Consider the following 24,091-nt stretch of genomic DNA (forward strand, 5'->3'; position numbering starts at 1 on the left):
ATTTACCGCGTTAAGTGCTGAAGGCAGCCCTGCTAAAAACAGCTTTAAAACGACCTGAATCAGCCCTTTAACCAGAACCTCGATTAGCCGACTAGCGATAACGGCTGAAAATCGCCTGACCAATCTCTGCTATCGCCCGGTTGCGGCGATCAAACGAGGCATCGGTTTGTGTCAGGTAGATCGCTATAACGATTGGTGTTTGTTGTTCTGACCACACTATCGCGGTGATACCTCTGGAACCAAAACCACCGGCACCCGACCGGTCTGCGATTGACCACCCCTGCGGTAGCACGGAGCGCAGCAGGCTATCAGATACCTTATTATCCATCATCCACTGTTTCAGTTGCGCTGCTGCACTGGCACTCAGTGTTTCACCATATAGCAATTCAGCTAAACTGTTCACCATCGCATCAGGAGTAGTGGTATCACGATTATCACCGGCCAAAGCCTCATTCAGAGCGGGTTCTATCCGGTCAAGGCGGGTAACATCATCACCAATGCTGCGCATAAACTGAGTTAACTCGCCAGGGCCGCCAATACCTTCGAGGACAATATTGGCGGCGGTATTGTCGCTCATCTGCATAGCGGCAGAACAGGCCTGCTTAAGCGTAAACGGCTCGCCGACCAGGTTTTCTGTGATGGGTGACCAGGCGATCAGTTTCTCTTTTTCAATCATCACCGAACGTTCAAAGGACTGTGCGCCCCGATCAACATCAGCAAACAGTTTGGCACAGGCAAGCGTTTTAAAGGTGCTCATCAGCGGAAAACGCGTCTCTCCGTTATAGTGCCACAGGGTGTTGTCCGCCAGGTTATAAACAGCAACCCCGACCGAAGCGCCCAGATCAGCCTCAACCTGATGGATCTTGTCACTGATTAAATCTGGGGGTTCCGGTTGGCTCTGGCCTGCTACGGCACAAACACTCAACAACACCCCCACGGTGATGCATAGAACAGATCGCCACTTTACACTAGCGGGCAGACAGGTATCGACCATAAGACAAACATTCCAGTTAACAGACTAAATGGTACCGACCATACAATATTTTTTATCTGCAGAATAGCACCTCTCCTGTGCCAGGCTGTGTTATTTTAACAACCCAGTCACCTACACGGGATAGCATTAAATGAGCCATGAGAAGCACCTACCTCCGGTTGAGTTAACCCCGCTTGAGAAGGCTGAATCACTGTATGATGAGATTGTAGAGTGGTATGGCGAAGCCGATAAAAAGGAACAGCGGGCAGCGGCTAAACTACTCCTGGTTGCATTGGATAAGTTTGCCCTCTACGAGGGCAATAACTGGCCATCATTAGTCATGGAATATATCGACATACTCAAACATGATCCGGAAAAGTATCAAAAAATACTGTTATCGAATCGTGGCGAACTCAAAGCCAGAAATCCCACAGACAAACTGCAATAGACACCGGTTGGTCAAAGATTATCTGTTTAACAGGAACTTGCTGCTTTGCTCACTTTTGAGCAGTTTGGCAAATTTTCGAGTCTGTTTGGGCAGATGGAGAAATTCATCCAACAGTGTTTTTTTATGACGGTTTTTGGTTAATTCTGCTGGCTCGAAAAAGTGTTTCGCATTGTCATAAGAGAGCACAAATGGCGAATACCCCTGCCTCATCAGCAAATAACTCATAATCAATGAACCAGTGCGATGATTGCCCTCCAGGAAGAGCTGCGGCTGACTGATGATATGGGTGAATGTGCCCGCTGTTTTTTTCCAGATATCGGTATTTTTATTAAACGCCAACCACTCCATTAAGGGGCCAATACCCGCATTTTTGGTATCGTAAAAATGCTTTTTAGTGGCCTTAAATTGTGATTTATCCTCTTCAACAGAGATATCTGCATGGTGATATAGCACGATATGATTCAGCTCTAAGATCAGCCGGGAGTTACCGATCTTAAAAAGATCGGTTCCATTTTGCAGATGCTCATCAATTCTTACATACCCTGCTATCAGGTTATTGATAACCTCATCGGTTGGCGGCTTCCGCTGGACGGTCAGTGTTGCATTGATTTTGTTAAAGTTTTTTTGGGTATCGACAAGGCATGATCTGATTTCATCAATATTCAGAGGTAATATTTTAGCCATCAAATCATGCCGTGCTCTACAGGTTTCACAGGAATTCAGCGTAATAAAGATTAATCAGTATCTAAGGACTAATTAACTGAATTCACCTCTGACATACTGCTGCGTCAGTATTTGTTGCGGGTCTTCAAAAATCTTCTGTGTGTCATCCATTTCAACCAGATACCCGGTACGGCCACCCTGAGAAATATCAACCCCCAGAAACGCAGTGACATCGGCAACACGGGTAGCCTGCTGCATATTATGGGTTACCAGAGCCACACTATAGTGCTCTTTCAGTTCTACCATCAGATCTTCAACCTGGCGTGTCGCAATGGGATCAAGCGCCGAACAAGGCTCATCCATTAACAGCACATCGGGCTCTGTTGCAATGGCTCTGGCAATACATAGCCGCTGCTGCTGGCCACCAGACAAAGACAACCCACTGTTTTTAAGTTTATCTTTTACGTCATCCCAGATAGCGGCTCTTTTCAGTGCCTGCACCACCATCTCCTCTTCATCACCTTTGAAGCCATTCAGTCTTAAACCAAAAGCAACATTATCGTAGATGCTCATTGAGAACGGGTTAGGCAGTTGAAAAACCATGCCGATGTAGCGTCTGACAACAACAGGATCGACCCTCTTACCGTAAATATCATTACTGTGATATTGAATGCTGCCGTCAAAACGGAATGATTCAATCAAATCATTCATACGGTTCATACTTCTTAATACCGTACTTTTTCCGCACCCTGACGGGCCAATAAAGCCAGTGACTTTATTCTTTTCAATGGGAACATGAGAGTCCCTGACCGCTCTGAAATTACCGTAATAAATGTTATTTATCTGGCAATCTAAAACGACCGGGCCTTTTGGCTCATATTTTTTTGCAATAAATTCACCAGTAGCAGATAGCGAAGTCATAATGTATTACCTCAATTATTCTTTAAATTTCGAACGGCCAACAACGCGCGCCAGTATGTTGAAGAACAAAACTAATACGACCAGTACTAATGAAGCAGCCCAGGCGAGTTCAATCTGATTATCGAATGGCATTCCTGAAAAGTTATAAATCAGGATGGAGAGCGAGGCAGTCGGCTCAGCCAGTTCAGCCATGTAGTAGTTACTAAACAAGGCCGTAAACAGTAACGGCGCGGATTCACCCGCCGCACCGGCAACGGCTAAAATCACGCCGGTTAAAATACCGGGTAATCCGGTTGGCAGAACCACCTGCATAATCACCTGAGTACGTGTGCACCCCATGCCATAGGCCGCATCTTTCATCCGCTGAGGAACCTGTCGCATCGCCTCTTCAGCCGCCAGTGTCACGGTTGGCAACATTAACACGGCTAATGCAACACCACCGGCCCAGGCGGAATAGGTGCCTGTCGTAATAACAATGACAGCGTAGACAAATACACCGGCCAGAATGGAAGGAAAACCGGTAAGCACTTTTGCCAGAAAGCGGGAAACCGTCGCCAGCTTGCTGTTAGGGTCGAGAATCGCCAGATGCAACGCAGCCATAATCCCTAAAGGGATACTGATCAGTGAAGCGATCCCGACCATCACCAATGTGCCGATAATAGCGTTACCAAAACCCCCTCCCATTTCAAAACCCGCTGGCGGGATCTCCGTAAGCGCAGCAACATCGATACGCGCCCCTCCCTCGCTAACCAGCATAAAAATCACCGAGAAAAGAGGGATACTCGCCATAATCGCGATACCCCAGACCATAACGGTCAGGGCTGAATTCTTAATTGCCCGGATATCGAAGGAATCTTTTTCCAGCGAGGGAAACTCAACCACTGGAGGCAACTGCTGACTGATTTCGCTCATTTTTTACCCTCAAATTTACGCATCGCATATTGCTGTACTGCCAGACCCGCGACATTAACAATAAAGGTGATAGCCAGTAACACCAGTGCGGCATACATCAACGCCTGCACCTCTATCTCCCCCGCTTCAGGGAACGTTGATGCCAGCAGAGAGGCCAGGGTATTAGCGGGAGCGAACAGCGACAGACTGATGTTATTAACATTACCAATCAGCATCGCTAAGGCCATTGTCTCACCCAGTGCCCGACCGAAGCCCAGCACCAAACCGGCTAAAATCCCTGAAGATGCGGTTGGCAACATCACCTTAAGAATGACTTCCCATTTTGTCGCGCCCATACCGTAAGCCGCCTCTTTCACTTTATAGGGGATACGCTGGAAGGCATCGGCAGAGATCGCCGCGACCGTTGGTAAAATCATAATGGCGAGAACCAGTGAGGCTGGCGCAAGGCCCGGGCCACTTAACTCAGTACCAAAAAAGGGAAACCAGCCTAAGGTTTCATAAAACCACTGAGCAACAGGTCTTAATAATGGGATAAGGACATAGATACCCCACAGGCCATAAACAACCGAAGGGATAGCGGCCAATAATTCAATAATGGTTCTGAAAACAAGTTCTAATTTCGCATGAACAAAGCTCTGGGTCAGGAAGATAGCAATACCCACACCTAAAAACCCACCCGTGATCAATGCGATTAATGAGCTATAGAGTGTCCCCCAGATCTCAGGCAGCACGCCAAATTCACGCTGGTTTGCATCCCATGTCGTGCCTGTGACAAAGCCCAGACCATAACTCTTTATGGCAGGCAAAGCCTGGGAGCCAAGTTCAAATACAATGTATGCAACTAAAAGAACGATGGCTAAGGCACAACAATAAGCAAAAGATCTGAACACCTTATCCTTCGTATAATCAAAAGCTGAAGGCGGAGCAGACAGTGTTCTATCACTACTGGCGTGCTTAAAGGGATCATATACCATGCATATACCTACTATCTGTGCATTAAAATATGAGCATGAAAATGCTGTAAATACACTGAGGTACTTACAGCATTGACTAACCCATGTTGAGAGATCAGATTACTTGATCATTTTTGCAGCATTACGCACTTTCTCAACGACGTTCGCTGGCAGAGGAATGTACCCCATAGACTCGGCAGACTCCTGACCTGTAGTGACCATATACTCAATCAGATTTTTCATCGCTTCAGCTTTGTCATCATCCTGATCTTTGTACACAAGCAACCAGGTAAACGAAGCGATTGGGTAAGCATCTTCACCGGCAGGATCGGTTGCCCAGGCGCGCAGATCAGGAACATCACTGCCCGGCAGGTTAGCATCAGGGAATGTGGTTGTAGCCAGTGCGGCAGCGCCGGTTTCACCACCAGCGGCAACAAACTTACCTTTCTGGTTCTGAAGAATAGCGGTTGGCATTTTGGTCAACTTAGCAAAACCATATTCGATGTAACCGATAGCCCCCGGAGTTTGCTTAATTGTTGCAGTAACACCGTCATTTTTCGGTGCTTTAACGAGCGTACCGGTAGTCGGCCAGTTAGGCGATTTTGCTGCACCAACTGCCGCTTTGAACTCAGGGCTGATAGCCGACAGGTGGTTGGTATACACATAACTTGTACCACTGGAGTCAGAACGGACAACCACAGTGATTTTTGCATCAGGCAGCTTTACACCCGGGTTTGCGGCGACAATTTTCGGGTCGTTCCATTGCGTGATTTTACCCAAGAAGATATCAGGATAGACGTCACGCGGAAGCTTCAGCGTTTCAACGCCGTCAAGGTTGTATGACAGAACGACTTCACCGGCCGTCATGGGCAGCAGAATAGCTCCCCGCTTAACTTCAGCAATCTCTTTATCTTTCATCGCCGCATCACTGGCGGCAAAGTCTACCGTTTCGTTAATAAAGTCACGGATACCGGCACCACTCCCCTTCGACTGATAGTCAATGCGAACGCCATCGGTGATTTTGCTATAGTCTTTAAACCATTTGTTATAGATCGGCGCGGGGAAACTTGCACCAGAGCCATTTAACTTCAGGTCTGCATGAGCGACCGATGCTGCAGAGATCGCACCAATGAGGGCACTGACTACAACAGCGGATTTGGTGTTTTTAGCCAGCGCTACTGTCATTGCAAATAGTTTCATAATTATTCCTGATCGCAAGAAAATGAGAGCATCACATACTAGCGACTCTATATTTACCTTTTATGTCGTTAAGATTTAGGTTTTATGACAGCGACTGGCGACAGTGACCATGACACAAAATAGAGACACTCTAAGGAAGGCTAACTGCAAGGGGATGAGAGGGAGTTCCCTCAGAGGCAACAAGGTACTGCGGTTGGTGAGCAAGAGGCGTTCAGGTGGTCAACTCACCACCTGAAGCGGAGACATTACAGGTTGTTTATTGATAGTCGTCCGGCAGGGTAATGCTCAGACCCCAGCTTTCAGCGCGCTGCTGACTGGCCTGGCGAAAACGTTCGCGAACATCGGTGCCTTTAGGTTTAGTGAGATAAAACAGCAAAGTGCTGGCCTGTTCAGGACTCAGGTTTTGCTGTTCGCCCCAACGGCGGATAAACTCCACCAGAGTGTTGTCGCTTTTATTTTCGAGCGCAACCGGCACCTCAATGGAGAGATCTTCTCCGGCCCGTACCCGGCGACAGATGACCTGATAGTTATAGAGAAAGTCGGGGAAAACCCGGTCCTCTGTTTCACTGCGCAGACGAAACCAGCCTGTGGCTTTGCCTGCATGGTAGAGTGCTACATGAGTCCAGTCATGCTGAGTTGGATGGTCAGCATAACGACAGACCTCTTCATAGGCGATCTTTGCCGGAGGCAGGCCGAAATTACCACTTTGCTCATTAAGAATAGTGATAAATTCTGAGATGGTGGGCATCCACGCCAGCGTTTCTTTACAACGACTGATCGCCGCCACCAGTTCCGCTTCGCTATACCCCTGCATGCTCAGCGCCCATTCGCGCTTAGCGATACGGATCTCGTCCTGAGTTTCAAAACAACTTTTAAACTTATGCCCGTAAATTGCCATAAAACGGGCAAACAGCATGTTGATCAGGGTTTTGGTTTGGTTGCTGATGGTGGTGGGTTCAGCAGCCGCCTCGGAATTACCAGTCGGTGTCCTTGATGTCCATGATGGCTGCGGTAACCCGCTGGCGCTTTTCCCGATTATCTGGGCGGGTGTTTTCATGGTTTACACCTTTATTTGCTTCTTCTGCCCGCTGCTTGCGCGCATCACGTGTTTGTTGATTAACCCATTCCCGCTTAACCCAGGCAAGGAATTTCTGATCCCAGTTAGACTCTTTACGATCTTTATCCAGCCAGTAGAGTATAAACTCATCCAGTAAACTTTCAGCGAACGGCTGCGGAATACTGTGGCGAGGTAACATATCCAGCAACATCTGCGAAGGTCGCCAGCCGAGTGACATCGGCTGCAGCTTCTGGTTTTTCTGTTCGATCTCATTCAGCCGGCTGGCAAAGTCGTTCTCCGCCGTGGTCTCACGACTGGGGGTCACCTGACGACTTTTCGACCAGCCAATACTGCCACCAAAAGTGGGCGCTGGCCCCAGTCTGCGCGGCTGCGCCTGATGTACCCGGCGACTGATCTCACTGCGCTCCGGGGGCTGTTCAACCACCGGCAGCTCCTGCACCATCACCGGCGGCGGTTCATCCGGAAATACCGGAGATGATGAAGGGGCAGACGGTTGATCTAGCGGCATCAACAACGCCAGTTTAATCGCCCGGCCATGACCAAAGGATGCCTGAATGTAGCCCTGGGACACCAGACTACTGGTTGTCATTGCCAGTTTTTCTTCATCCCAGAAACTGACCAGAGAGAACCATTCAGAGCGACTCAATACCGCAGAAGGATAGCCTGACTTATCAGGCAAGCCGTGAATCTGAATGTAGTCATGATAGATAGCCAGAAGGATCGCTTCATCAGAGCCTGCCGTACGTGCCAGCGAAGGATAAAACAGTACGGGTTTTTCCGGAAAACGGAAGCTCATAATGATTCCATAAATCTAAAGCAGAAAGTAAAAACAACCAGGCCACCTGGTCAGCTCACCGGAACACAACCCGGCAACTGAGGGTTATAACCATACAAAGAGTATAACCTGCCGAACGGTTCGACATTACCGATGCAGCTAACTCTGAGAGGCGACCCGGATACAAATCCAATCAGCCGTCCTGGGCAAACTGCTCCACTGCGCGCAGCACATCCCGACGACTGATCTGGCCGATCAGTTTACCATTTTTTATCACCGGCAAGCGACGTCTTTTATTGATAATAAACTCTTCAGCCACTGAGATAATGTCGGCATCGTGGGAGATAGTGAACACCTCCGGTGACATGTAATCGCCTACCTTACCGCCCATCTCCTCTTCATGATAGGTCAGGGTCAGAATCGCTTTCAGACAATCAGCCTCGGACAGCAGCCCAACCAACTCACCATTTTTATCGATAACCGGCGCGCCGGTAATACGGTATTTAAGCAACTGATTTATCGCTTCAAACAGATCAGTTTCAGGTGTGAATGTAATCAGCTTTTCAGCCATATAATCGCTGGCTTTAACAGATCGCAACATCGAGTATCCTCCAGGCGGATATCAGTCATCTAACAGCCGGTCGAACCGGCCTTTATTATTGATTTTTTAAGTACTCTTACTACAAACTTATTTTTAATAAGCTCTTTTTAGGACTTTATCTTAGCCCAGCTGTTAACAACAAAACACTGTCCGAGGTCTATCAATTAGGCGAATAAATCCACTACCCACAGAATGAGTACAGCCGTTTTCAGTTAAACACCACGGTCTTATTTCCGTGTACCAGCACACGGTCATCCAGGTGCCAGCGCAGCCCACGTGAAAGCACCGTTTTCTCGACATCCTTACCCAGACGCACCATCTCCTCTGGCTGGTCGCGATGTGTCACCCGCACCACATCCTGATCAATAATCGGACCGGCATCCAACTCCTCTGTCACATAATGACAGGTGGCTCCGATCAGCTTAACGCCCCGTTCGTGGGCCTGATGGTAGGGCTTTGCACCGGCAAATGAGGGCAGAAAGCTGTGATGAATATTGATAATTTTATGGCGGTAGATATCGCACACCGTGCTAGGCAGAATTTGCATATAGCGCGCCAGCACCACAGTATCGGCCTGATGTTCCACAATCAGCTGATGCACCCGGTCAAAATGCGGCTGTTTATCCTTGGGGTCGACCGGCACGTGGTGGTAAGGAATGCCATGCCACTCAACCATACTGCGCAGATCATCATGGTTAGAGATTACACAGGGGATCTCACAATCCAGCTCACCTTCATGATAGCGATACAGCAGGTCAGCAAGACAGTGGGACTCCCGACTGGCCATCAGCACCACTTTCTTGGGCACTGCCGCGTCAGTGATTTCCCACTGCATTTTGAATGACTGAGCGATCGGTGTGAACTGCTCAATCAGCTGCTCCCGATCAAAACTCCGGGAGGCAGTGACAATCTCAACCCGCATAAAAAACCAGCCGGTAGAACTATCAGAATGCTGGTTGGCATCCGCAATAGAGCCTCCATGGCTGGAGATAAAATTACTTACCATCGCCACAATACCCAATCGATCAGGGCAAGCCAGTACCAGTCTGAATCTGCGTTCCATGATATCCTACTTTTTCTATCTGTTTTTGAAGTGGCGACATTCTATCAGCTATCCGGACTCACGCCACCTGTCTTAATTCACGAACCGTTTAAAGCCTACGAATAGGTAGCGATATCATGTACAGGCGATATTGTTCTCTGATATAAATTGATGAAAAGACCATTCTATTTGGCGACCAGACTTATTTGTTAACGGCAGTGTTAACCAATTGAGATCTGGACAGGGAGCAAAGCAAAGATGATCTCCACCCCCGAACGAGCCACCACTCTCCAGGCACGCAGGCTGGGTATCGACACCCGCCAGGAACCGATAATCTACCTCAGGGCCGACAGCCCGGTATGCCGCTCAGAAGGCTTTTCCGCGCTGTCACGGGTATTGGTGCACACCGAACACTGCAAGATAATTGCAACCCTCAATATCATTACCGGCGAGATGCTGCGCCGGGGGCAGATAGGCTTTTCCGAATCAGCCTGGCTGAGGTTACAACTGAATGCCGATGATAACGTCTGGCTGACGCACCCCCGGCCGGTGCAGTCTCTGTCCCATGTCCGGGCAAAGGTCTATGGCCACTCCCTCAGCAAACAGCAGTTTCAGGAGATCATCAACGATATCGTCGATGGCCGTTATGCCGATGTGCATATCGCCGCCTTTATCACCGCCTGCGGTGATGACAAACTGGATGATGCCGAGATCATCGCCCTCACCCAGGCGATGATCGATTCCGGCAGCCGCATCGACTGGGGGCAACCCATGGTGATCGACAAACATTGTGTCGGAGGACTGCCCGGCAACCGTACTACTCCAATTGTGGTTGCGATTCTGGCCGCCAGCGGCCTGACCATGCCGAAAACATCCTCCCGGGCGATCACCTCCCCCGCGGGCACCGCTGATACCATGGAAACAATGACCGAAGTCAGTCTGACACTGGAGCAGATGAAACAGGTGGTGAAACAGGAGGGCGCCTGTCTTGCCTGGGGCGGCTCGGTGCGTCTCAGCCCCTCCGATGACATATTGATTCAGGTCGAAAGAGCTCTGGATATTGACAGCGAGGGACAGTTGATCGCCTCCGTGCTGTCGAAAAAAATTGCCGCGGGTGCCACCCACGTTCTGATCGATATCCCGGTAGGCCCCACCGCTAAAGTACGTTCCCAGAAAGCCGCCGATAAACTGGCCGCATCCTTTATAAAAGTCGGTGAGCAGCTGGGTATTAAGATTCAGATACTCTATACCGACGGCAGCCAGCCGGTCGGTAACGGCATCGGCCCGGCTCTGGAAGCCAAGGATGTTCTCGCAGTTCTGCAGAATGACACCGATGCGCCGCAGGATCTGAAGCAGAGAGCCCTGACGATGGCAGGCACGATGCTTGAGATGGCCGGTGTTGTTGAACCTGGCCGCGGCATCGAAAAAGCGACGGTCGTTCTTGAAAGCGGTCTTGCCTGGGGAAAATTCTGCGCTATCTGCAATGCCCAGGGCGGCATGAAACAGCCGGATGAAGCCCCCTATCTGTTCAAGTTGATGGCAGATAAAACAGGCACCGTAACCCAGGTGGACAACCGCCAACTGGCACAGGTCGCCAAACTGGCTGGGGCACCACTCGACCCTACTGCTGGCGTAGAGATCCATGTCAAACTGGGCCAGACGGTGTATCCCCACGAACCGCTGCTGACCATCCACGCCGAAAGCTCCGGTGAGCTGAACTACGCAGTCGATTATCTCGAAAGCCACCCAGATATTATCTCCCTACGCTCTGATGAAGAGCTGCCTGATGAAGAGCCGCTTAATGAGGAGGTTTCTGATGGAGAGATCGCGTTAGAGGAGCGTCTGGCAAAGGAGTGTCGTCATGAAAACTATACTGATTAATCTGGAATCAAACCTGCAACTGGAAACCCAGTTGCTAAACGAACTTAATGCCCAGAAAGGTGAAATAGAGCTACGCCGGTTTCCCGATGATGAGAGCTATCTGCGGGTGCTGAGCGACTGCAAAGACCGTAATGTGGTGATCTTCTGCAATCTCTACCAGCCCGACAACAAAATCCTCAGGCTGGTATTATTAAGCGACACCCTGCGGCAGATGGGGGCCGCGAAGGTCGGGCTGATCACCCCCTACCTGGCCTATATGCGTCAGGACAAACAGTTTCATGCAGGCGAGTGCGTCAGCTCCCGCCCCTTTGCCCGACTGCTTTCTGATACTGTCGACTTTCTGGTGACCGTTGACCCACACCTGCACCGTTATGATTCACTCGATGAGATCTATACAATACCATCGCGAGTGGTCCACGCCGCACCACTCATCGCAGACTGGATCAAACAGAATATTCAAAAGCCTCTGCTGATCGGCCCGGACAGTGAAAGCGAACAGTGGGTCTCCAGCGTGGCGAAGCTGGCGGACGCCCCCTTTCAGGTGCTCAACAAAATTCGTCGGGGTGACTATGATGTAGAAGTCACGCTACCGGAAGTCGAGCGCTGGCGGCAGCATACCCCGGTGCTGGTCGATGATATTATCTCCAGTGGCCGGACCATGCTTGAGACCATCACCCACCTGCAAAATGCCGGGATGCCCAGAGCCACCTGCATCGCTGTACATGGAATATTCGCCGCCGATGCTTATCCACAACTGCAAGCGGTCTCGGATGTCATCACCAGTCGCTGTATCCCCCACCCCAGCAGTCAGATCGAAATCGCCCCGGCGATTGCAGCAGCCACCCGGGAACTACTGGAGGGATGACCGGAATACCGATCCCCCAGGGAGAGCTGCGGCTGGAGCCCGAGTTTATCTCTGCCGCAGAAGCCGCACAGCTGTTTCAGGCGCTGGACACTGAACTTAACTGGCACCAGGCCGAGATCAGAATGTTTGGCCGGATGGTGAAGATTCCCCGACTGCAATGTTTTCAGGGCGACCCGGGCATCCACTACCGTTATTCAGGCCTGAGCCTGCAAACTGACCCCTGGCACCCATTGATCCAGGCAGTTAAGCAGCGCGTAGAAATGGTCAGCGGACACAGTTTTAACAGCGTACTGATCAACTATTATCGCGACGGCAAAGACAGTATGGGCTGGCACAGCGACGACGAGCCCGAATTGGGCCGCAACCCGGTGATCGCCTCTCTGAGTCTGGGACAAGCGCGCCGTTTTCTGCTGCGCCACCGCGTGAATAAAACCATTCCTCAGCAGGAACTCTTGCTCAATAGCGGCTCCCTGCTGATAATGGCAGGTCAGTTACAACATTACTGGCACCACAGCGTGCCCAAAACCAGCCGGCCACAGGAGGGACGGATCAATCTGACCTTCCGGCATACTTTCACCACAGATACCCAGATGGAATAACCGATGAACCCCGTTATAGAGCTACTCAACAGTCACCGATCAATCCGTAAATTCACCGATCAGCCAATTCCACAGGAAACGGTTAATACCCTGGTGCAAGCAGGACAGGCTGCTGCCACCTCCAGTTTTATTCAGGCCTGCACCGTTATTCAGGTCAATGATCAGGACAAGCGTAACCAACTGGTAGAGTGTTCCGGTGGCCAGGCCTATGTCGCTGAGGCCCCTGTTTTTCTGGTGTTCTGCGCCGATATGCAGCGCAACAAACTCGCCTGCGAAATGAACGACGCCGAGATCAACTCAGGCTTCACGGAACAGTTTATTACCGCCACCGTGGATGTCGCTCTGTTTGCCCAAAACCTGACCATCGCCGCCGAATCACTCGGCTTAGGCATCGTCTATATCGGTGGCATCCGCAACCAGATCGCCCGGGTATCAGAACTTCTGGAGCTACCTGAACTGGTCTACCCTGTCTTCGGTCTCTGTCTCGGCTATCCGGATCAGAACCCGGAAGTTAAACCCCGCCTGCCGGTCGAAGTCGTCCTGAAGCAGGACAGCTATCGCGACAGCAGCGATAAAGAAACCATCGCTGAATACGATAAATCTGTGCGTGAATACTACCAAACCCGTACCGGCGGCAATAAAGAGATGACCTGGAGCGAACAGATGTCCGGCATGCTGGTTAAAGAAGCGCGGCCGCATATGTTGTCTTTTCTTCAAGAGCGGGGGTTTTTATTGAAGTAATGAGGGTCTGCTAAGCCCTAGTTTTGAAGCGGCCAGTGGCTAGAACGCGGCTGCGCCGCTCGCTAGACGTCACTTCGTGACTTGCTAGAAAAAGCATGGGAGTCGGGTGTAGGTTTTAGGTACGTGGCCTTAAAATAATCGGGATAGGGAGGCACCTCGCAATGCCCCCTCCTCCCAGACACCGGGCATAAGGGTCACGTACCACGGCGGTTCATCCCCTCATCTATTGTCACGCTGCCAGTGATGGCAGCCCCAAGCCTTTAAAATACTGGTTGGCAATGCCCGACATCGGCGTAGCGGCTAAAGCGGTGACCTCGTCTTATAAACGCTACGAAGTTAAGACCAACAAGTGAGCATAAAAAATTGAATTTTCGAACGCTTACCTTCGGTACACTCAATCGAGTATTTTCAGATTCAAGCTTTAAGTCTGCGATGAAGGTTCCCATGTCTAGTGCTTTTAACGCAAAGTGCAGCGGCAGTCGGTGGAGTGGCTCTTTGTGCTAGCGTAGCGATAAGCACAAAAGAAGCCACGGAACAAAATGTCCGACTGACTCATATGTGTCTGGTACCCCTACTCTCATCAGGGATGATGTATTGGTAGGCACCCGTTGAGCACGGGGTAAGAGAGTCTCAATATGTGTTTGTTGCAAACTCGTCTTGGCAACGACAATGACAGACGAAGAAAACTAGCTGGCTGATTAATTGAAAAACCTGACCGCTTCGCGGCCAGATAAGAGCATTATATTCTATTGACTCCGAGGCGGCTCATATGTGTAAGCAGTTTTATTTGGTGCATGCACATTAGTAATGATACCTGCACGATATTATGGTTAGCGTTTTATCATCAACGGCATAAACTAAACGATTGGTGTCATCAATTCGGCGTGACCAGAAACCTGACAAATTTTCTTTAAGAGGCTCAGGCTTACCAATACCCTCAAATGGTGTACGCTCAGTATCCTTGATTAATTTGTTTATACGCTTTAATGTCTTTTTGTCCTGACCTTGCCAGTAGATGTAATCATTCCAAGCTTCATCAGTCCAACAAAGTGGCCTACTACTCATCGACTATATCTTTTTGCGTAGCTTTACCACTTTTATATTGAGCTATTGATTTGTTTAAATGTTCTGCATTTGCAGGAGACTTTAATAAATGAACTGTTTCCATCAAACTATTGTAATAATCTAATGACATCACTACCGCATCTTCTGAATCTCGACGCGTTATAATAGTGGTGTCTGCATCATTAACGACAGAGTCTAAAACAGCTTTTAATCCATTTCTTGCTTCAGTAAAAGATACAACTCTCATAAATCACCTATATGTACAACTTATTGAACAACTATAACTCAGTTATTTTATATGCACAATATATGGTACATGTATTTTTGCTAACGCCAAGCTTTGGGACAGCCGAAACGCAGTGTAGGCTGTCCCAGCCGCGATAGCGGCGACAACAGCGCCTTGTTAAGCATTTTGCACAACCCTTTTCCAAAGAGATTCAAACTCTTCTTTGCTAGATGATTCCAACTCTTGAATCTCAAATTTCTTATCGCTATCTGTCCAGAAGCCAAAATTACGAATGTTTGGCGCAGCAAACAAATAGAGGGTTATTGTTCTTATCCATGCCTATTTCTCGTACTGGAGCACCGCTTTCATCGATTTCAATAAGCCACTTGGCCACATGCGGGTATAGCTTTTCCTGGTCGGGATTAGCTCGGGGAATGAAGAACAATATGGCTTTGATTAGGCGAACGCCAATACTATTCATTTCCCTCTCGTTCCACCTAGTTGCTAGCTTAGTAAATCCGTAGTTCATTTTGATGCTTAACGCCCGCAACACCGGCAAATTGTAGTGGAGAATTTTGGCATAAAATGGCGAAGCCATGCCAAAATGCGTAGCGGAAATTTGTCCGCGTGCTTGCGTTTGTTAGGCATATAAATTACTTATCGATTTTGCAGTTGAACATCCACTGCACACCAAAGCGATCCGTTAATTTACCAAAATAGTCGCCCCAAGGTTGGATCGCTAGTGGTGTAGTAACTTGCCCTCCATTACCGAGAAGCTCAAACAGGTTCTCGGTCTGCTGACGATCTTCTAACTGAAAAATCATGGCTGAGCCTCTCATCGGTTCAGCATCATCATTATCAGAGGCGTAAAACAATATTCCTGGCCCTTCGAATTGAGCGTGCATAATTTTTCCGCGCATCATTTCATTACTAACAGGCATACCATTCTCACCGAACCGCAAAATATCTACGACCTTACCAATGCCGCAACGGGTGTAGAAATCTAAAGCTTGTTCACAACAAGTCGTAAAAAAGAGATAGTTAGCCAAATACATGTTTATTTCCTTTGCGTGAAGATCTTCTCATTTAGTGCCTAACAGCTAATTATAGTGCCGTTTGGCACTATAACTCCCAGGCACTATAATTCTGGGGATTCGATAGGCCAAAGTTCACATTCATTCTATATATCAGCAGGTTAGCAAGAATTACGAGAGACATCTTACAGAATTATAGTGCCTGTAAAGGCTGCGTCCCTGCCATAAACTTGCCTCAATCATAATATCCACATTCTGTTAAATCAAAGCGTTAGTTCAATATTTACCTTGTTCAAGGGAAAGGGGGTCCCCTGAATTGGGAGAGTTGAGATATAGCAACCCCAGTACTGCTGTATATAAAACCCAGAAATCTGAGGGAATTGTCCACAGTGAATAGCGGGAAGGGGCGAGGCTATCAGCAGAGGTATTTTCTCCGTGACCTCAGTGCTCTTAGCATGCCGTTTGGCTACTGTGGTGAATCTTTTCGCCCTTAAAAAGGGCTCCTACAATGGGTTAATCCGTTGCGAGGGTCGTGTCCTTTCAGTGCCCCCCTATTGTGATGAGGGCGCTATTCCCAATAAAGAGCGTTGGCTCCTTTAACTAAAACCCCAATGATCAACGGGAGCGACTGCGGTGGTCTGTTATACATTTGTAACCGCAATGAACCACTTGGGCTGCATTTCATCGAAGTCTGTCCGAATGTTGGACGGAAGGTAGCTTGCTGAATCTAAAACAAGCTCCTGACCATTTAAACGTTTGAAAACAACCCAATGCCAGAAGTCTTTGCCACCCTCCTGATGATGCTTAATGGATAGTAGTGCCAGATCAGGCAGACCGGCCCATGATTCAAAAGGAATCTCATCGGGAGACGTCCCGACTCCGGCACTGGACAACATATCCCTAACATATTGGGTATCAGACCAAAGCGAATTATCTTCAGCATAGATACCCATAGCGTTTGCTACGCTCTTCATCTCCTGGTAGGTTCTGCCCAGAATATTGGCTACTGACGCAATTCCGCAACCGGTAGTTTCTTCCTGTATAACAGGCTTTAGCACCGTTTTCTCCTTATTGCTTGATGTTGCATTTACCGACTCAATTAAAGAGGACACTTTGCCCCTTTAATTCCAAAAGTAACAACGGCAGTTTGTCTGGGGCAGTCGGTTGTTATGCCGTAACTCTCTGACTCATAAGCTGAGCATCTTCACCGTAACTAGAGCAGACCTCTTGATGCTCTATGGGCAAGAAGCCCTGCTTTTGCCAAAACTCCAGAGAGTCTTGCACTGAAACCAGCCGAATCTGTTGAAAACCTGAAGTTTTAGCCATCTGGAGTAAATGTAGTACCATTTTTCCGCCAATCCCCTCACCCGCAACCTCTCTTGAAACAGCCAGATCATGCAAAAAAATTATCGGCCCATCGGTAACAATAGGTAATGTTTGAAAAAGCTTTGGCGGCGCTTCCCTATTCCATGAATGTGCCAGCAGGTAACCAACAACTTTGCCCGCTTTTTCATACACAAAGCAACTTTCCGGTGACCGCAACCACTTACTTTTAAGAACATCCAGACTTTCAGGCTCAACCTGTGAGTAAGCTTCAGCTTGAACCTTTACTATTCCTGACCAACTCGTGTCATCTATTGGCTTGATTGGCATTTCCTAACCCGACGATTTGTGCATAACTTTTTGCGCGTTTATTCTCTTTTCAACGGCACATAATCGTACCTGTTGATATCCTAATCTGTCTGATTCTGCATCAATGGAAAGGGTTATGCCAGAGGCAAAGCACGCCACTTTTCTGGGTTATCCTGACTAGCTTTATATAGTCAGAAATCTGAGGGAGTTATCCACAGTGAATAACGGGAAGATGTGAGACTATAAAAGAGGCACGTTCTCAGTGACCCCGGTGTTCTTAGCATCCCCTTTGGGTACTGTGGTAAATCTTTTCGCCCTTAAAAAGGGCTTCTACAATGGCTTGATCAGTTGCGAGGGTCGTGTCCATTAAATAAAAAGTTGGGGAGTAATCCATCGTGACGCAGTACCCAGAGGGCATGCCAGCGTCACTCCCACAAAACGCTCAAGCCCCGCTTTTTCGAGCAACAAGCAACGAACAACAAAAAGCGTTAATTCAACCTCCTTTTTTCAGCCCGGTTGCTGATGTAGTTGCCGATTAACATCACTAACGCGCCGATTAAAACAGCCCACTCCAACGGTTCGCCGTAAAACAGAAAACCCACCGCGGCGATCAGGGGCAGTCTTAGAAAATCCATCGAGACGACAACGGTGGCATCAATCAATTTCATCGCTCTCGTTAAGCAGTAATGGGCACTCATGGCGGTCAGTCCAACCATCAGGATCCATGGCCAGGCATCAATGGATGGCGTTTTCCAATCATACAAGGCCGGGATCAACCCTAAAGGCAGTTGGATTACTGTCATGTAAAACAGGATGCAAAGCGGTGTGTCGATATGGGCCAGCTGTTTGGTTTTTATATGGGATATCGCGTAACAGATTGCGCCACCTAACACCGCCAGGGCTGCGGGATTCATCACTTCCAATCCCGGACGCAAAATGATCAGCATACCCATAATCCCCAGCCCTATGGCGATCATGCGGGGGGCGGTTAATCTCTCGCCTAAAAAAAACACGGCCAGCACGGCAGTCCACACCGGCACAGTGAACTCAATCGCAAAAACCTGGGCAAGCGGAATGAATGCCAACCCGTAAAACCAGCCAAACTGCCCCCCGTAATGCGCCAGATTTCTAAAGAAATGCGTTGCTATAGCCGGGGTACGCACCTGCTGCCAGCCATTGCGTTGTAACAAACAGGCAATCACGAATAAACCGATAGCACTACGGAAGAACAGGATCTGAAAGGTGTTAAGTTCTTCAGATAGTTCACGCCCCCCGATAGCCATTATCATAAATGAAAGAAGGGCTCCGACCATCCACAATGCGGCTATTGAAGCAGGATTCTGATTGTTTTCCAAAGTATCGCGGTCCTGAGATAGAGACTGGTTTTACCCCTGTAGTGGATCACGAAGGTTTGTCCATGGTCAACAGCTCTCAACGAAGCCAATGGACGTTGCTTTTATTGAACACTTTTTAAGCATCATCCTTCCCATTTTGGCATATATACGACTGACTCAGTCTATTGTTTTTGTTAGATTAACTTTTTGACTTCAGCCCCAGTTATTCCAAAAATTGAAATCGGGTATGAAGTAGCCTGTTCGATGGAGAGTAAGGCTTTAGCTGATTTATCAAAGGGTGGTAACAATAATGAAGTTTGCATACGTCAACCCGTTTTTAAAATCCATGGTGAATGTTCTGTCGACCATGGCCAGTATCGAGTGTTCAGCGGGCAAAGCCTATCTTAAAAGTTCCACCAGTGCAGAGGGACATGTGACCGGCATCATGGGGTTAGCCGGACCTCATGCGAAAGGCTCTTTCGCAGTTTCTTTCACTCAGTCAGTGATTCTGGATATTACCGAGCGAATGCTGGGAGAAACCCTGACGACAATCGATGAGACCGTCACCGATATGGTGGGAGAGTTAACCAATATGTCGGCTGGCGGCGCGGTGGCACAGCTGTCACAAAACGGCTATGAACTGAATATGGCAACCCCCGTGGTTGTCAGCGGCGAATCACACCATATCAATCATTCGTCTTCAGGGCCGATTATTGTGGTTCCGTTTTCGACCAATGCGGGGGATTTTTTTGTGGAAATATCCTTTGTAACGACGGGATAACGCATTAACCAGGGATATCAGCAGCTCACGGCGAAAGTCTGAATGGTTAGCAGCGCCGCGATCTGGCAAGCCGATAACCTGTAAGGGTTTAAAGCTTTTCTGACCAGATTTCAATCCACTCAGCCGCCGCTTCTTCCGCATCCGGCGTTTCGCAGCTATCGATAAACAGCGCCTGACCGACGGCCTTAGCACCCAGATCATACATCAATTCGTTCATCTGCTTGCCCCCTTCAGCAAATGACTCATAGGAACTGTCTCCCAGTGCGATCAGCCCAAAACGCACTGCAGAGAAATCCGGCATGCGCGCTCTGAGCTGATCATAGAGAGGCTGGAGGTTCGCCGGTATCTCTCCCTGCCCGATGGTCGCGGTACAGATCAGTATCACATCCGGGTTTTGAGTTACCTGCTCATAGGTTGGTTCATTCAGTAATGTTGCCCGATGCCCCAGCCGATTCAATTGATCGACACAATCATCAGCGATCAGGCTGGCGTTACCATAGGTCGACCCGACCACAACCAAAATATCAGCCATCTAACTCCCACCTCTCTCTGCTAATTCAGCTTAAAGTCATAATCGGACTGTATATTAATGAAAACTAACCGCCGGTAGAACGTTAATTTTTTAAAAATCACCGTTTACCCAACTATTTCTGTCAACTATCTTTAATAAGACAGTACCAAAAGGGGAAAAGAACATGCCAAACAACCATATGGCTCTTCTTCTAAAGAAGTTGGAAGAGCAATCGACGGAAAAATCCAAACTGGTTGAGTGTAACTTTGCGATCACCGAAGAGGATCAGTTTAAGGTACAGGCGCTTGCCGAGCTGTTTCACATGTCTGAAGAGGCTCTGGTTGCAGACCTGTTACATTCTGCCCTGCTAGAGATCGAAGAGAAGATGCCCTACCGTGAAGGCCCAAAGGTCATTCGCGTTGAAGAGGGTGACCCGGTGTATGAAGATATCGGCCCGATGCCCCGCTACATGGCAATTAAAAACCGCCTTAGTCAGATCACCAAATGTGCCTGAGAATAGACGGATGCCGTTCTGGCATAGTGACAAGTACAATACGTGTCGGAAAAAGCAGCGGGACTGTTATCCCGCTGTAGTTGACACTAAGTTGAGACCGTATCGAGACAACGTTGCAACTCGCTGGAGTCTTTGCGCTGACTATAATGTCTTCAGGTAGGCGATCAGATAATCCTGTTCGGCAGGATCGGTGATCGACACATGGCGCATCCGGGTGCCAGGAACCAGTTTAGTGTTGTCGGCAACCCATTGACGCAGGTTAGCTTCGGTCCAGGTAATACCAGACTTTTTCAGCGCCTCAGAGTAAGCGAAGCGTGGCAGTGAAGCTGCTTCTCTCCCCACAACACCGATAAGACTGGGTCCAAAGGCATTCTTGCTGCTGTCAGTGGAGTGACAAGCCTGGCACCGTTTAAACACTTCTGCACCGGCAGCAGCCATCGCTGCCTCATCTGCCTGCACAGAAGAAGCCATCACACCGACCATCGCGGCGGCTGATAGCAACTTAAGCATTACTTTTTTCATTATCAGGTACTCTCATCGTAATTTATACGGGTCTGAAAAGTATACTGACTGAAAAGCTCGGGGAATTTACTACTTGAGTACCCTTTTATATCGACTGATGACCTAAATCAACACACCAGAGAGAAACAAAAAACGCGGCACAGGCCGCGTTTATGTCTCCGGGTAAAGAGGTTATCACACCTGTTCGGCGATAATCTGCTTCCACTTGGCAGGGCCGGTGTTATGTACAGAGATACCGTTAGTATCAACCGCAACGGTCACTGGCATATCTTTGACTTCAAACTCGTAGATCGCTTCCATACCCATCTCAGGGAATGCCAGCACCTTCGCATTTGTGATCGCCTTAGATACCAGATACGCAGCACCGCCCACCGCCATCAGGTAAACCGCTTTGTTATCACGGATAGCATCGATAGCAATCGGACCACGCTCTGACTTACCAATCATACCCAGCAGGCCAGTGCTTTCGATAACCTGGCGGGTAAACTTGTCCATGCGGGTTGCTGTGGTCGGACCGGCAGGCCCCACAACTTCGTCACGTACCGGGTCAACCGGGCCTACGTAATAGATAAAACGGCCTTTCAGATCAACCGGCAGTGTTTCACCGTTATCCAGCATCTCTACCATCTTCTTATGCGCCGCATCACGACCGGTAAGCATCTTACCGCTCAGCAGTACCGTTTCACCCGGCTGCCAGCTCAACACATCTTCCGGCGTCACGGTATCCAGGTCGACACGACGGGTGTTTGAACCCACTTCGAAAGTCACCTCTGGCCACTGATCCAGGCTTGGCGGGGTGAGTACCGCCGGGCCGTTACCATTCAGTTTAAAGTGGGTGTGGCGGGTTGCCGCGCAGTTAGGGATCATGCACACCGGCAGTGATGCCGCATGCGTCGGATAATCCATAATCTTCACATCCAACACGGTTGTCAGACCACCCAGCCCCTGGGCACCGATCCCCAATGCGTTGACGGCATCCATAATCTCCAGACGCAACTCTTCAACACGGTTCTGTGGGCCACGCTCACGCAGTTCATGAATATCGATAGGGTCCATCAGGGACTCTTTCGCCATCACCGCCGCTTTTTCAGCCGTGCCACCGATACCTATGCCCAGCATGCCCGGTGGACACCAGCCAGCACCCATCGTCGGTACTGTCTTCACAACCCAGTCAACAATGCTGTCGGATGGGTTGAGCATCACCATCTTCGATTTATTTTCAGAACCGCCGCCTTTCGCAGCCACATGTACTTCGACCTCATCACCTTCAACGATTTCGTAGTGGATGACCGCCGGAGTGTTGTCTTTGGTGTTCTGACGCTTACCCGCAGGGTCTGCCAGAATAGACGCGCGCAAAACGTTGTCCGGATGGGTATACGCCCGGCGAACACCTTCGTTCACCATATCGGTAACGCTCATCTTCGCGTCCCAGGTTACGTTCATACCAACTTTCAAAAATACCGTGACTATACCGGTATCCTGACAGATGGGACGTTTGCCTTCGGCACACATACGGGAGTTAATCAGAATCTGAGCCATTGCGTCTTTTGCCGCTGGATTCTGTTCTTTCAGATAGGCTTCATGCACACCCTGAATAAAATCAATCGGGTGGTAATAGGAGATAAACTGCAGCGAATCTGCAATGCTGCTGATCAAATCGTCTTGGCGAATTACGCTCATTATTGACTCCGCAATATCAGGCTTATGTCATAGGCTAAGGGCTGTTTTCATAACCCTTAACGTGCTCAGTAAAGCTGTGGTATAAGCTCATATACAGGCTGTTTTATAAGCGCTTGTATAAGCTGTTCGGTAAAGCTGCCGCAGAATTATACACTAATTTAATCCTCTGGCATTGTCCGGCCTTAGTCTAAAATCCAGCACCGCAAAGGGCTTGGCAACGCCATCACTTAAAGGCTAAAGCAGTACAGCAGGCCAAACAGCATGAAAAACCGACCACTGGCCGGGGGTAGTGATGCCCGGCCCAGCGCTTCCTGCTGTTGTTTGTATAACAGCCAGATCAGCGGCAGGCTGGCTAACCACCAGAGGCCGGATATTATCCCGGCAAGCCAGAGCGCTGCCGCGATGATAACCACTGACGTAAGTAGCAGCAGATAGAGTTTACGGGCGTTGTTGAGACCGATGCGCACCGTCAGCGTTCGCATTCCGGCAGCACGGTCACTCTCAATATCGCGTATCTCGTTGGCAAGCAATAACAGCGAGCTGATCAGGCTAACCGGCAGCGAACGCCAGAACACCAGCCAGCTCAACTCACCTGCGAGAATATAATAACTACCGCAGACCATCAGCACACCCATCAACCAGAACACCAACACCACCGCCAGCCCCCTGCGCTTAAAGTTAACCGGTTCGACGGTGTATCCCAGCGCGCCGGCCAACCCCACCATCAATAATGCCAACAGCCCCAGCCCGGCATAGCTGATAAGGTAGATGCCGATCGCAGCCGCCAGCAAAAAACAACACAACCCTAATCGGAAGTTACGGATTACACGATCTCGGACAATGCGGCTATGAAGACGCTGCAGATCCGCATGATCATTAATCAGATTGACCCCGGCCTGCAGCAACACCGCCGCTACCATAATCATCAGTGCTGCGAGATAACTAAACCCCGGCAGCTCAGAGGCGCTGACAATGCCGACCAGGCAGGTGATCAGCGCTACCGAAAAGGAGAATGGGCGCAACGCCCGTCCAAGTGAATATTTATCCTGTTGCATCAGTACTCACTGTACTCATCTGGCAAAAACTCTTTATCGAGATAAAAAGACATAAAAAAAGGTATCTCAGGATACCTTTTTCTCA

The 24,091-nt window shown here is 49.2% G+C and carries 27 protein-coding genes; 7 read left to right on the forward strand and 20 right to left on the reverse strand.

Features of this window, described 5'->3' with window-relative positions; translation table 11 throughout:
• Positions 1 to 91: 91 nt before the first annotated feature.
• Complete coding sequence (gene bla, locus ACQY8X_RS02080) at positions 92 to 994, reverse strand: class A beta-lactamase (RefSeq protein WP_428033479.1); 903 nt, start codon at positions 992 to 994, stop codon at positions 92 to 94.
• A gap of 130 nt (positions 995 to 1,124) precedes the next feature.
• On the opposite strand from bla, the gene ACQY8X_RS02085 reads away from it, so the two are divergent.
• On the forward strand, positions 1,125 to 1,421 hold the full coding sequence (locus tag ACQY8X_RS02085) for a hypothetical protein (RefSeq protein WP_428033480.1): 297 nt from the start codon (positions 1,125 to 1,127) through the stop codon (positions 1,419 to 1,421).
• An 18-nt stretch (positions 1,422 to 1,439) separates the two neighbouring features.
• Here the strand turns inward: ACQY8X_RS02085 and ACQY8X_RS02090 are convergent, their stop codons facing one another.
• The 9 genes from ACQY8X_RS02090 to purU form a co-directional block, all read right to left on the reverse strand.
• Positions 1,440 to 2,105: a hypothetical protein gene (locus tag ACQY8X_RS02090; RefSeq protein ID WP_428033481.1), complete on the reverse strand. Its 666-nt coding sequence runs from the start codon at positions 2,103 to 2,105 to the stop codon at positions 1,440 to 1,442.
• A 72-nt stretch (positions 2,106 to 2,177) separates the two neighbouring features.
• Complete coding sequence (gene pstB, locus ACQY8X_RS02095; protein ID WP_428033482.1) at positions 2,178 to 3,005, reverse strand: phosphate ABC transporter ATP-binding protein PstB; 828 nt, start codon at positions 3,003 to 3,005, stop codon at positions 2,178 to 2,180.
• 15 nt (positions 3,006 to 3,020) lie between these two features.
• Complete coding sequence (pstA, locus tag ACQY8X_RS02100) at positions 3,021 to 3,917, reverse strand: phosphate ABC transporter permease PstA (RefSeq protein WP_428033483.1); 897 nt, start codon at positions 3,915 to 3,917, stop codon at positions 3,021 to 3,023.
• A complete protein-coding gene (gene pstC / locus ACQY8X_RS02105; protein WP_428033484.1) occupies positions 3,914 to 4,891 on the reverse strand; it encodes a phosphate ABC transporter permease subunit PstC in 978 nt (325 codons plus the stop codon). The genes pstA and pstC overlap by 4 nt, the downstream gene beginning before the upstream one ends.
• A 99-nt stretch (positions 4,892 to 4,990) precedes the next feature.
• A complete protein-coding gene (pstS, locus tag ACQY8X_RS02110) occupies positions 4,991 to 6,070 on the reverse strand; it encodes a phosphate ABC transporter substrate-binding protein PstS (protein WP_428033485.1) in 1,080 nt (359 codons plus the stop codon).
• Positions 6,071 to 6,326: 256 nt separating this feature from the next.
• A complete protein-coding gene (locus ACQY8X_RS02115) occupies positions 6,327 to 7,127 on the reverse strand; it encodes a replication protein P (protein ID WP_428033486.1) in 801 nt (266 codons plus the stop codon).
• Positions 7,045 to 7,944 carry a DnaT-like ssDNA-binding domain-containing protein gene (locus ACQY8X_RS02120; protein WP_428033487.1) on the reverse strand — a complete coding sequence of 300 codons (900 nt, stop codon included), beginning with the start codon at positions 7,942 to 7,944 and terminating at the stop codon, positions 7,045 to 7,047. Before ACQY8X_RS02120 ends, ACQY8X_RS02115 begins: the two co-directional genes overlap by 83 nt.
• A 172-nt stretch (positions 7,945 to 8,116) precedes the next feature.
• A complete protein-coding gene (locus ACQY8X_RS02125; RefSeq protein WP_428033488.1) occupies positions 8,117 to 8,524 on the reverse strand; it encodes a CBS domain-containing protein in 408 nt (135 codons plus the stop codon).
• A gap of 208 nt (positions 8,525 to 8,732) precedes the next feature.
• Positions 8,733 to 9,587 (reverse strand): formyltetrahydrofolate deformylase, encoded by an 855-nt coding sequence (gene purU, locus ACQY8X_RS02130; protein WP_428033489.1) that lies wholly within the window; start codon positions 9,585 to 9,587, stop codon positions 8,733 to 8,735.
• A 237-nt stretch (positions 9,588 to 9,824) separates the two neighbouring features.
• Here purU and ACQY8X_RS02135 point away from each other — a divergent pair, with 237 nt between their 5' ends.
• The 4 genes from ACQY8X_RS02135 to nfsA are packed head-to-tail and all read left to right on the forward strand — an operon-like array spanning position 9,825 to position 13,652.
• Entirely contained in the window at positions 9,825 to 11,447 is a 1,623-nt protein-coding gene (locus tag ACQY8X_RS02135; protein WP_428033490.1) for a thymidine phosphorylase family protein, read from the forward strand.
• Positions 11,428 to 12,312, forward strand: a complete 885-nt coding sequence (locus ACQY8X_RS02140) for a ribose-phosphate pyrophosphokinase (protein WP_428033491.1) — start codon at positions 11,428 to 11,430, stop codon at positions 12,310 to 12,312. Before ACQY8X_RS02135 ends, ACQY8X_RS02140 begins: the two co-directional genes overlap by 20 nt.
• Positions 12,309 to 12,911 carry an alpha-ketoglutarate-dependent dioxygenase AlkB family protein gene (locus tag ACQY8X_RS02145; RefSeq protein WP_428033492.1) on the forward strand — a complete coding sequence of 201 codons (603 nt, stop codon included), beginning with the start codon at positions 12,309 to 12,311 and terminating at the stop codon, positions 12,909 to 12,911. Before ACQY8X_RS02140 ends, ACQY8X_RS02145 begins: the two co-directional genes overlap by 4 nt.
• A gap of 3 nt (positions 12,912 to 12,914) precedes the next feature.
• Positions 12,915 to 13,652 (forward strand): oxygen-insensitive NADPH nitroreductase, encoded by a 738-nt coding sequence (nfsA, locus tag ACQY8X_RS02150; RefSeq protein WP_428033493.1) that lies wholly within the window; start codon positions 12,915 to 12,917, stop codon positions 13,650 to 13,652.
• Positions 13,653 to 14,453: 801 nt separating this feature from the next.
• On the opposite strand, the gene ACQY8X_RS02155 is transcribed toward nfsA, so the two are convergent.
• The 6 genes from ACQY8X_RS02155 to ACQY8X_RS02180 form a co-directional block, all read right to left on the reverse strand.
• Positions 14,454 to 14,717: a Txe/YoeB family addiction module toxin gene (locus tag ACQY8X_RS02155; RefSeq protein ID WP_428033494.1), complete on the reverse strand. Its 264-nt coding sequence runs from the start codon at positions 14,715 to 14,717 to the stop codon at positions 14,454 to 14,456.
• Complete coding sequence (locus ACQY8X_RS02160; RefSeq protein WP_428033495.1) at positions 14,710 to 14,964, reverse strand: type II toxin-antitoxin system Phd/YefM family antitoxin; 255 nt, start codon at positions 14,962 to 14,964, stop codon at positions 14,710 to 14,712. The genes ACQY8X_RS02155 and ACQY8X_RS02160 overlap by 8 nt, the downstream gene beginning before the upstream one ends.
• 632 nt (positions 14,965 to 15,596) lie before the next feature.
• Positions 15,597 to 15,998, reverse strand: a complete 402-nt coding sequence (locus ACQY8X_RS02165; protein ID WP_428033496.1) for a VOC family protein — start codon at positions 15,996 to 15,998, stop codon at positions 15,597 to 15,599.
• A 620-nt stretch (positions 15,999 to 16,618) separates the two neighbouring features.
• Positions 16,619 to 17,035, reverse strand: coding sequence for a hypothetical protein (locus ACQY8X_RS02170; RefSeq protein ID WP_428033497.1), 417 nt, complete (start codon positions 17,033 to 17,035; stop codon positions 16,619 to 16,621).
• A gap of 109 nt (positions 17,036 to 17,144) precedes the next feature.
• Positions 17,145 to 17,630: a GNAT family N-acetyltransferase gene (locus ACQY8X_RS02175; RefSeq protein WP_428033498.1), complete on the reverse strand. Its 486-nt coding sequence runs from the start codon at positions 17,628 to 17,630 to the stop codon at positions 17,145 to 17,147.
• Between the two features lie 467 nt (positions 17,631 to 18,097).
• The gene (locus ACQY8X_RS02180; RefSeq protein ID WP_428033499.1) at positions 18,098 to 18,964 is read right to left on the reverse strand and encodes a DMT family transporter; all 867 of its coding nucleotides are present in this window, start codon (positions 18,962 to 18,964) and stop codon (positions 18,098 to 18,100) included.
• Positions 18,965 to 19,253: 289 nt separating this feature from the next.
• Between ACQY8X_RS02180 and ACQY8X_RS02185 the strand changes: the two genes are divergently transcribed.
• Positions 19,254 to 19,724, forward strand: a complete 471-nt coding sequence (locus tag ACQY8X_RS02185; protein WP_428033500.1) for a chemotaxis protein CheX — start codon at positions 19,254 to 19,256, stop codon at positions 19,722 to 19,724.
• Between the two features lie 88 nt (positions 19,725 to 19,812).
• Here the strand turns inward: ACQY8X_RS02185 and ACQY8X_RS02190 are convergent, their stop codons facing one another.
• Positions 19,813 to 20,256 carry a flavodoxin domain-containing protein gene (locus tag ACQY8X_RS02190; RefSeq protein ID WP_428033501.1) on the reverse strand — a complete coding sequence of 148 codons (444 nt, stop codon included), beginning with the start codon at positions 20,254 to 20,256 and terminating at the stop codon, positions 19,813 to 19,815.
• Positions 20,257 to 20,419: 163 nt separating this feature from the next.
• Here ACQY8X_RS02190 and ACQY8X_RS02195 point away from each other — a divergent pair, with 163 nt between their 5' ends.
• Entirely contained in the window at positions 20,420 to 20,749 is a 330-nt protein-coding gene (locus ACQY8X_RS02195; protein WP_428033502.1) for a hypothetical protein, read from the forward strand.
• A gap of 141 nt (positions 20,750 to 20,890) precedes the next feature.
• On the opposite strand, the gene ACQY8X_RS02200 is transcribed toward ACQY8X_RS02195, so the two are convergent.
• The 3 genes from ACQY8X_RS02200 to ACQY8X_RS02210 form a co-directional block, all read right to left on the reverse strand.
• A complete protein-coding gene (locus ACQY8X_RS02200) occupies positions 20,891 to 21,271 on the reverse strand; it encodes a c-type cytochrome (protein WP_428033503.1) in 381 nt (126 codons plus the stop codon).
• Between the two features lie 174 nt (positions 21,272 to 21,445).
• Positions 21,446 to 22,951 carry a fumarate hydratase gene (locus ACQY8X_RS02205; RefSeq protein WP_428033504.1) on the reverse strand — a complete coding sequence of 502 codons (1,506 nt, stop codon included), beginning with the start codon at positions 22,949 to 22,951 and terminating at the stop codon, positions 21,446 to 21,448.
• A gap of 227 nt (positions 22,952 to 23,178) precedes the next feature.
• Positions 23,179 to 24,006 (reverse strand): prenyltransferase, encoded by an 828-nt coding sequence (locus ACQY8X_RS02210; protein ID WP_428033505.1) that lies wholly within the window; start codon positions 24,004 to 24,006, stop codon positions 23,179 to 23,181.
• Between the last annotated feature and the right edge of the window lie 85 nt (positions 24,007 to 24,091).

The sequence above is a fragment of the Amphritea sp. genome (genome assembly GCF_050300915.1).
GTDB lineage: Bacteria > Pseudomonadota > Gammaproteobacteria > Pseudomonadales > Balneatricaceae > Amphritea.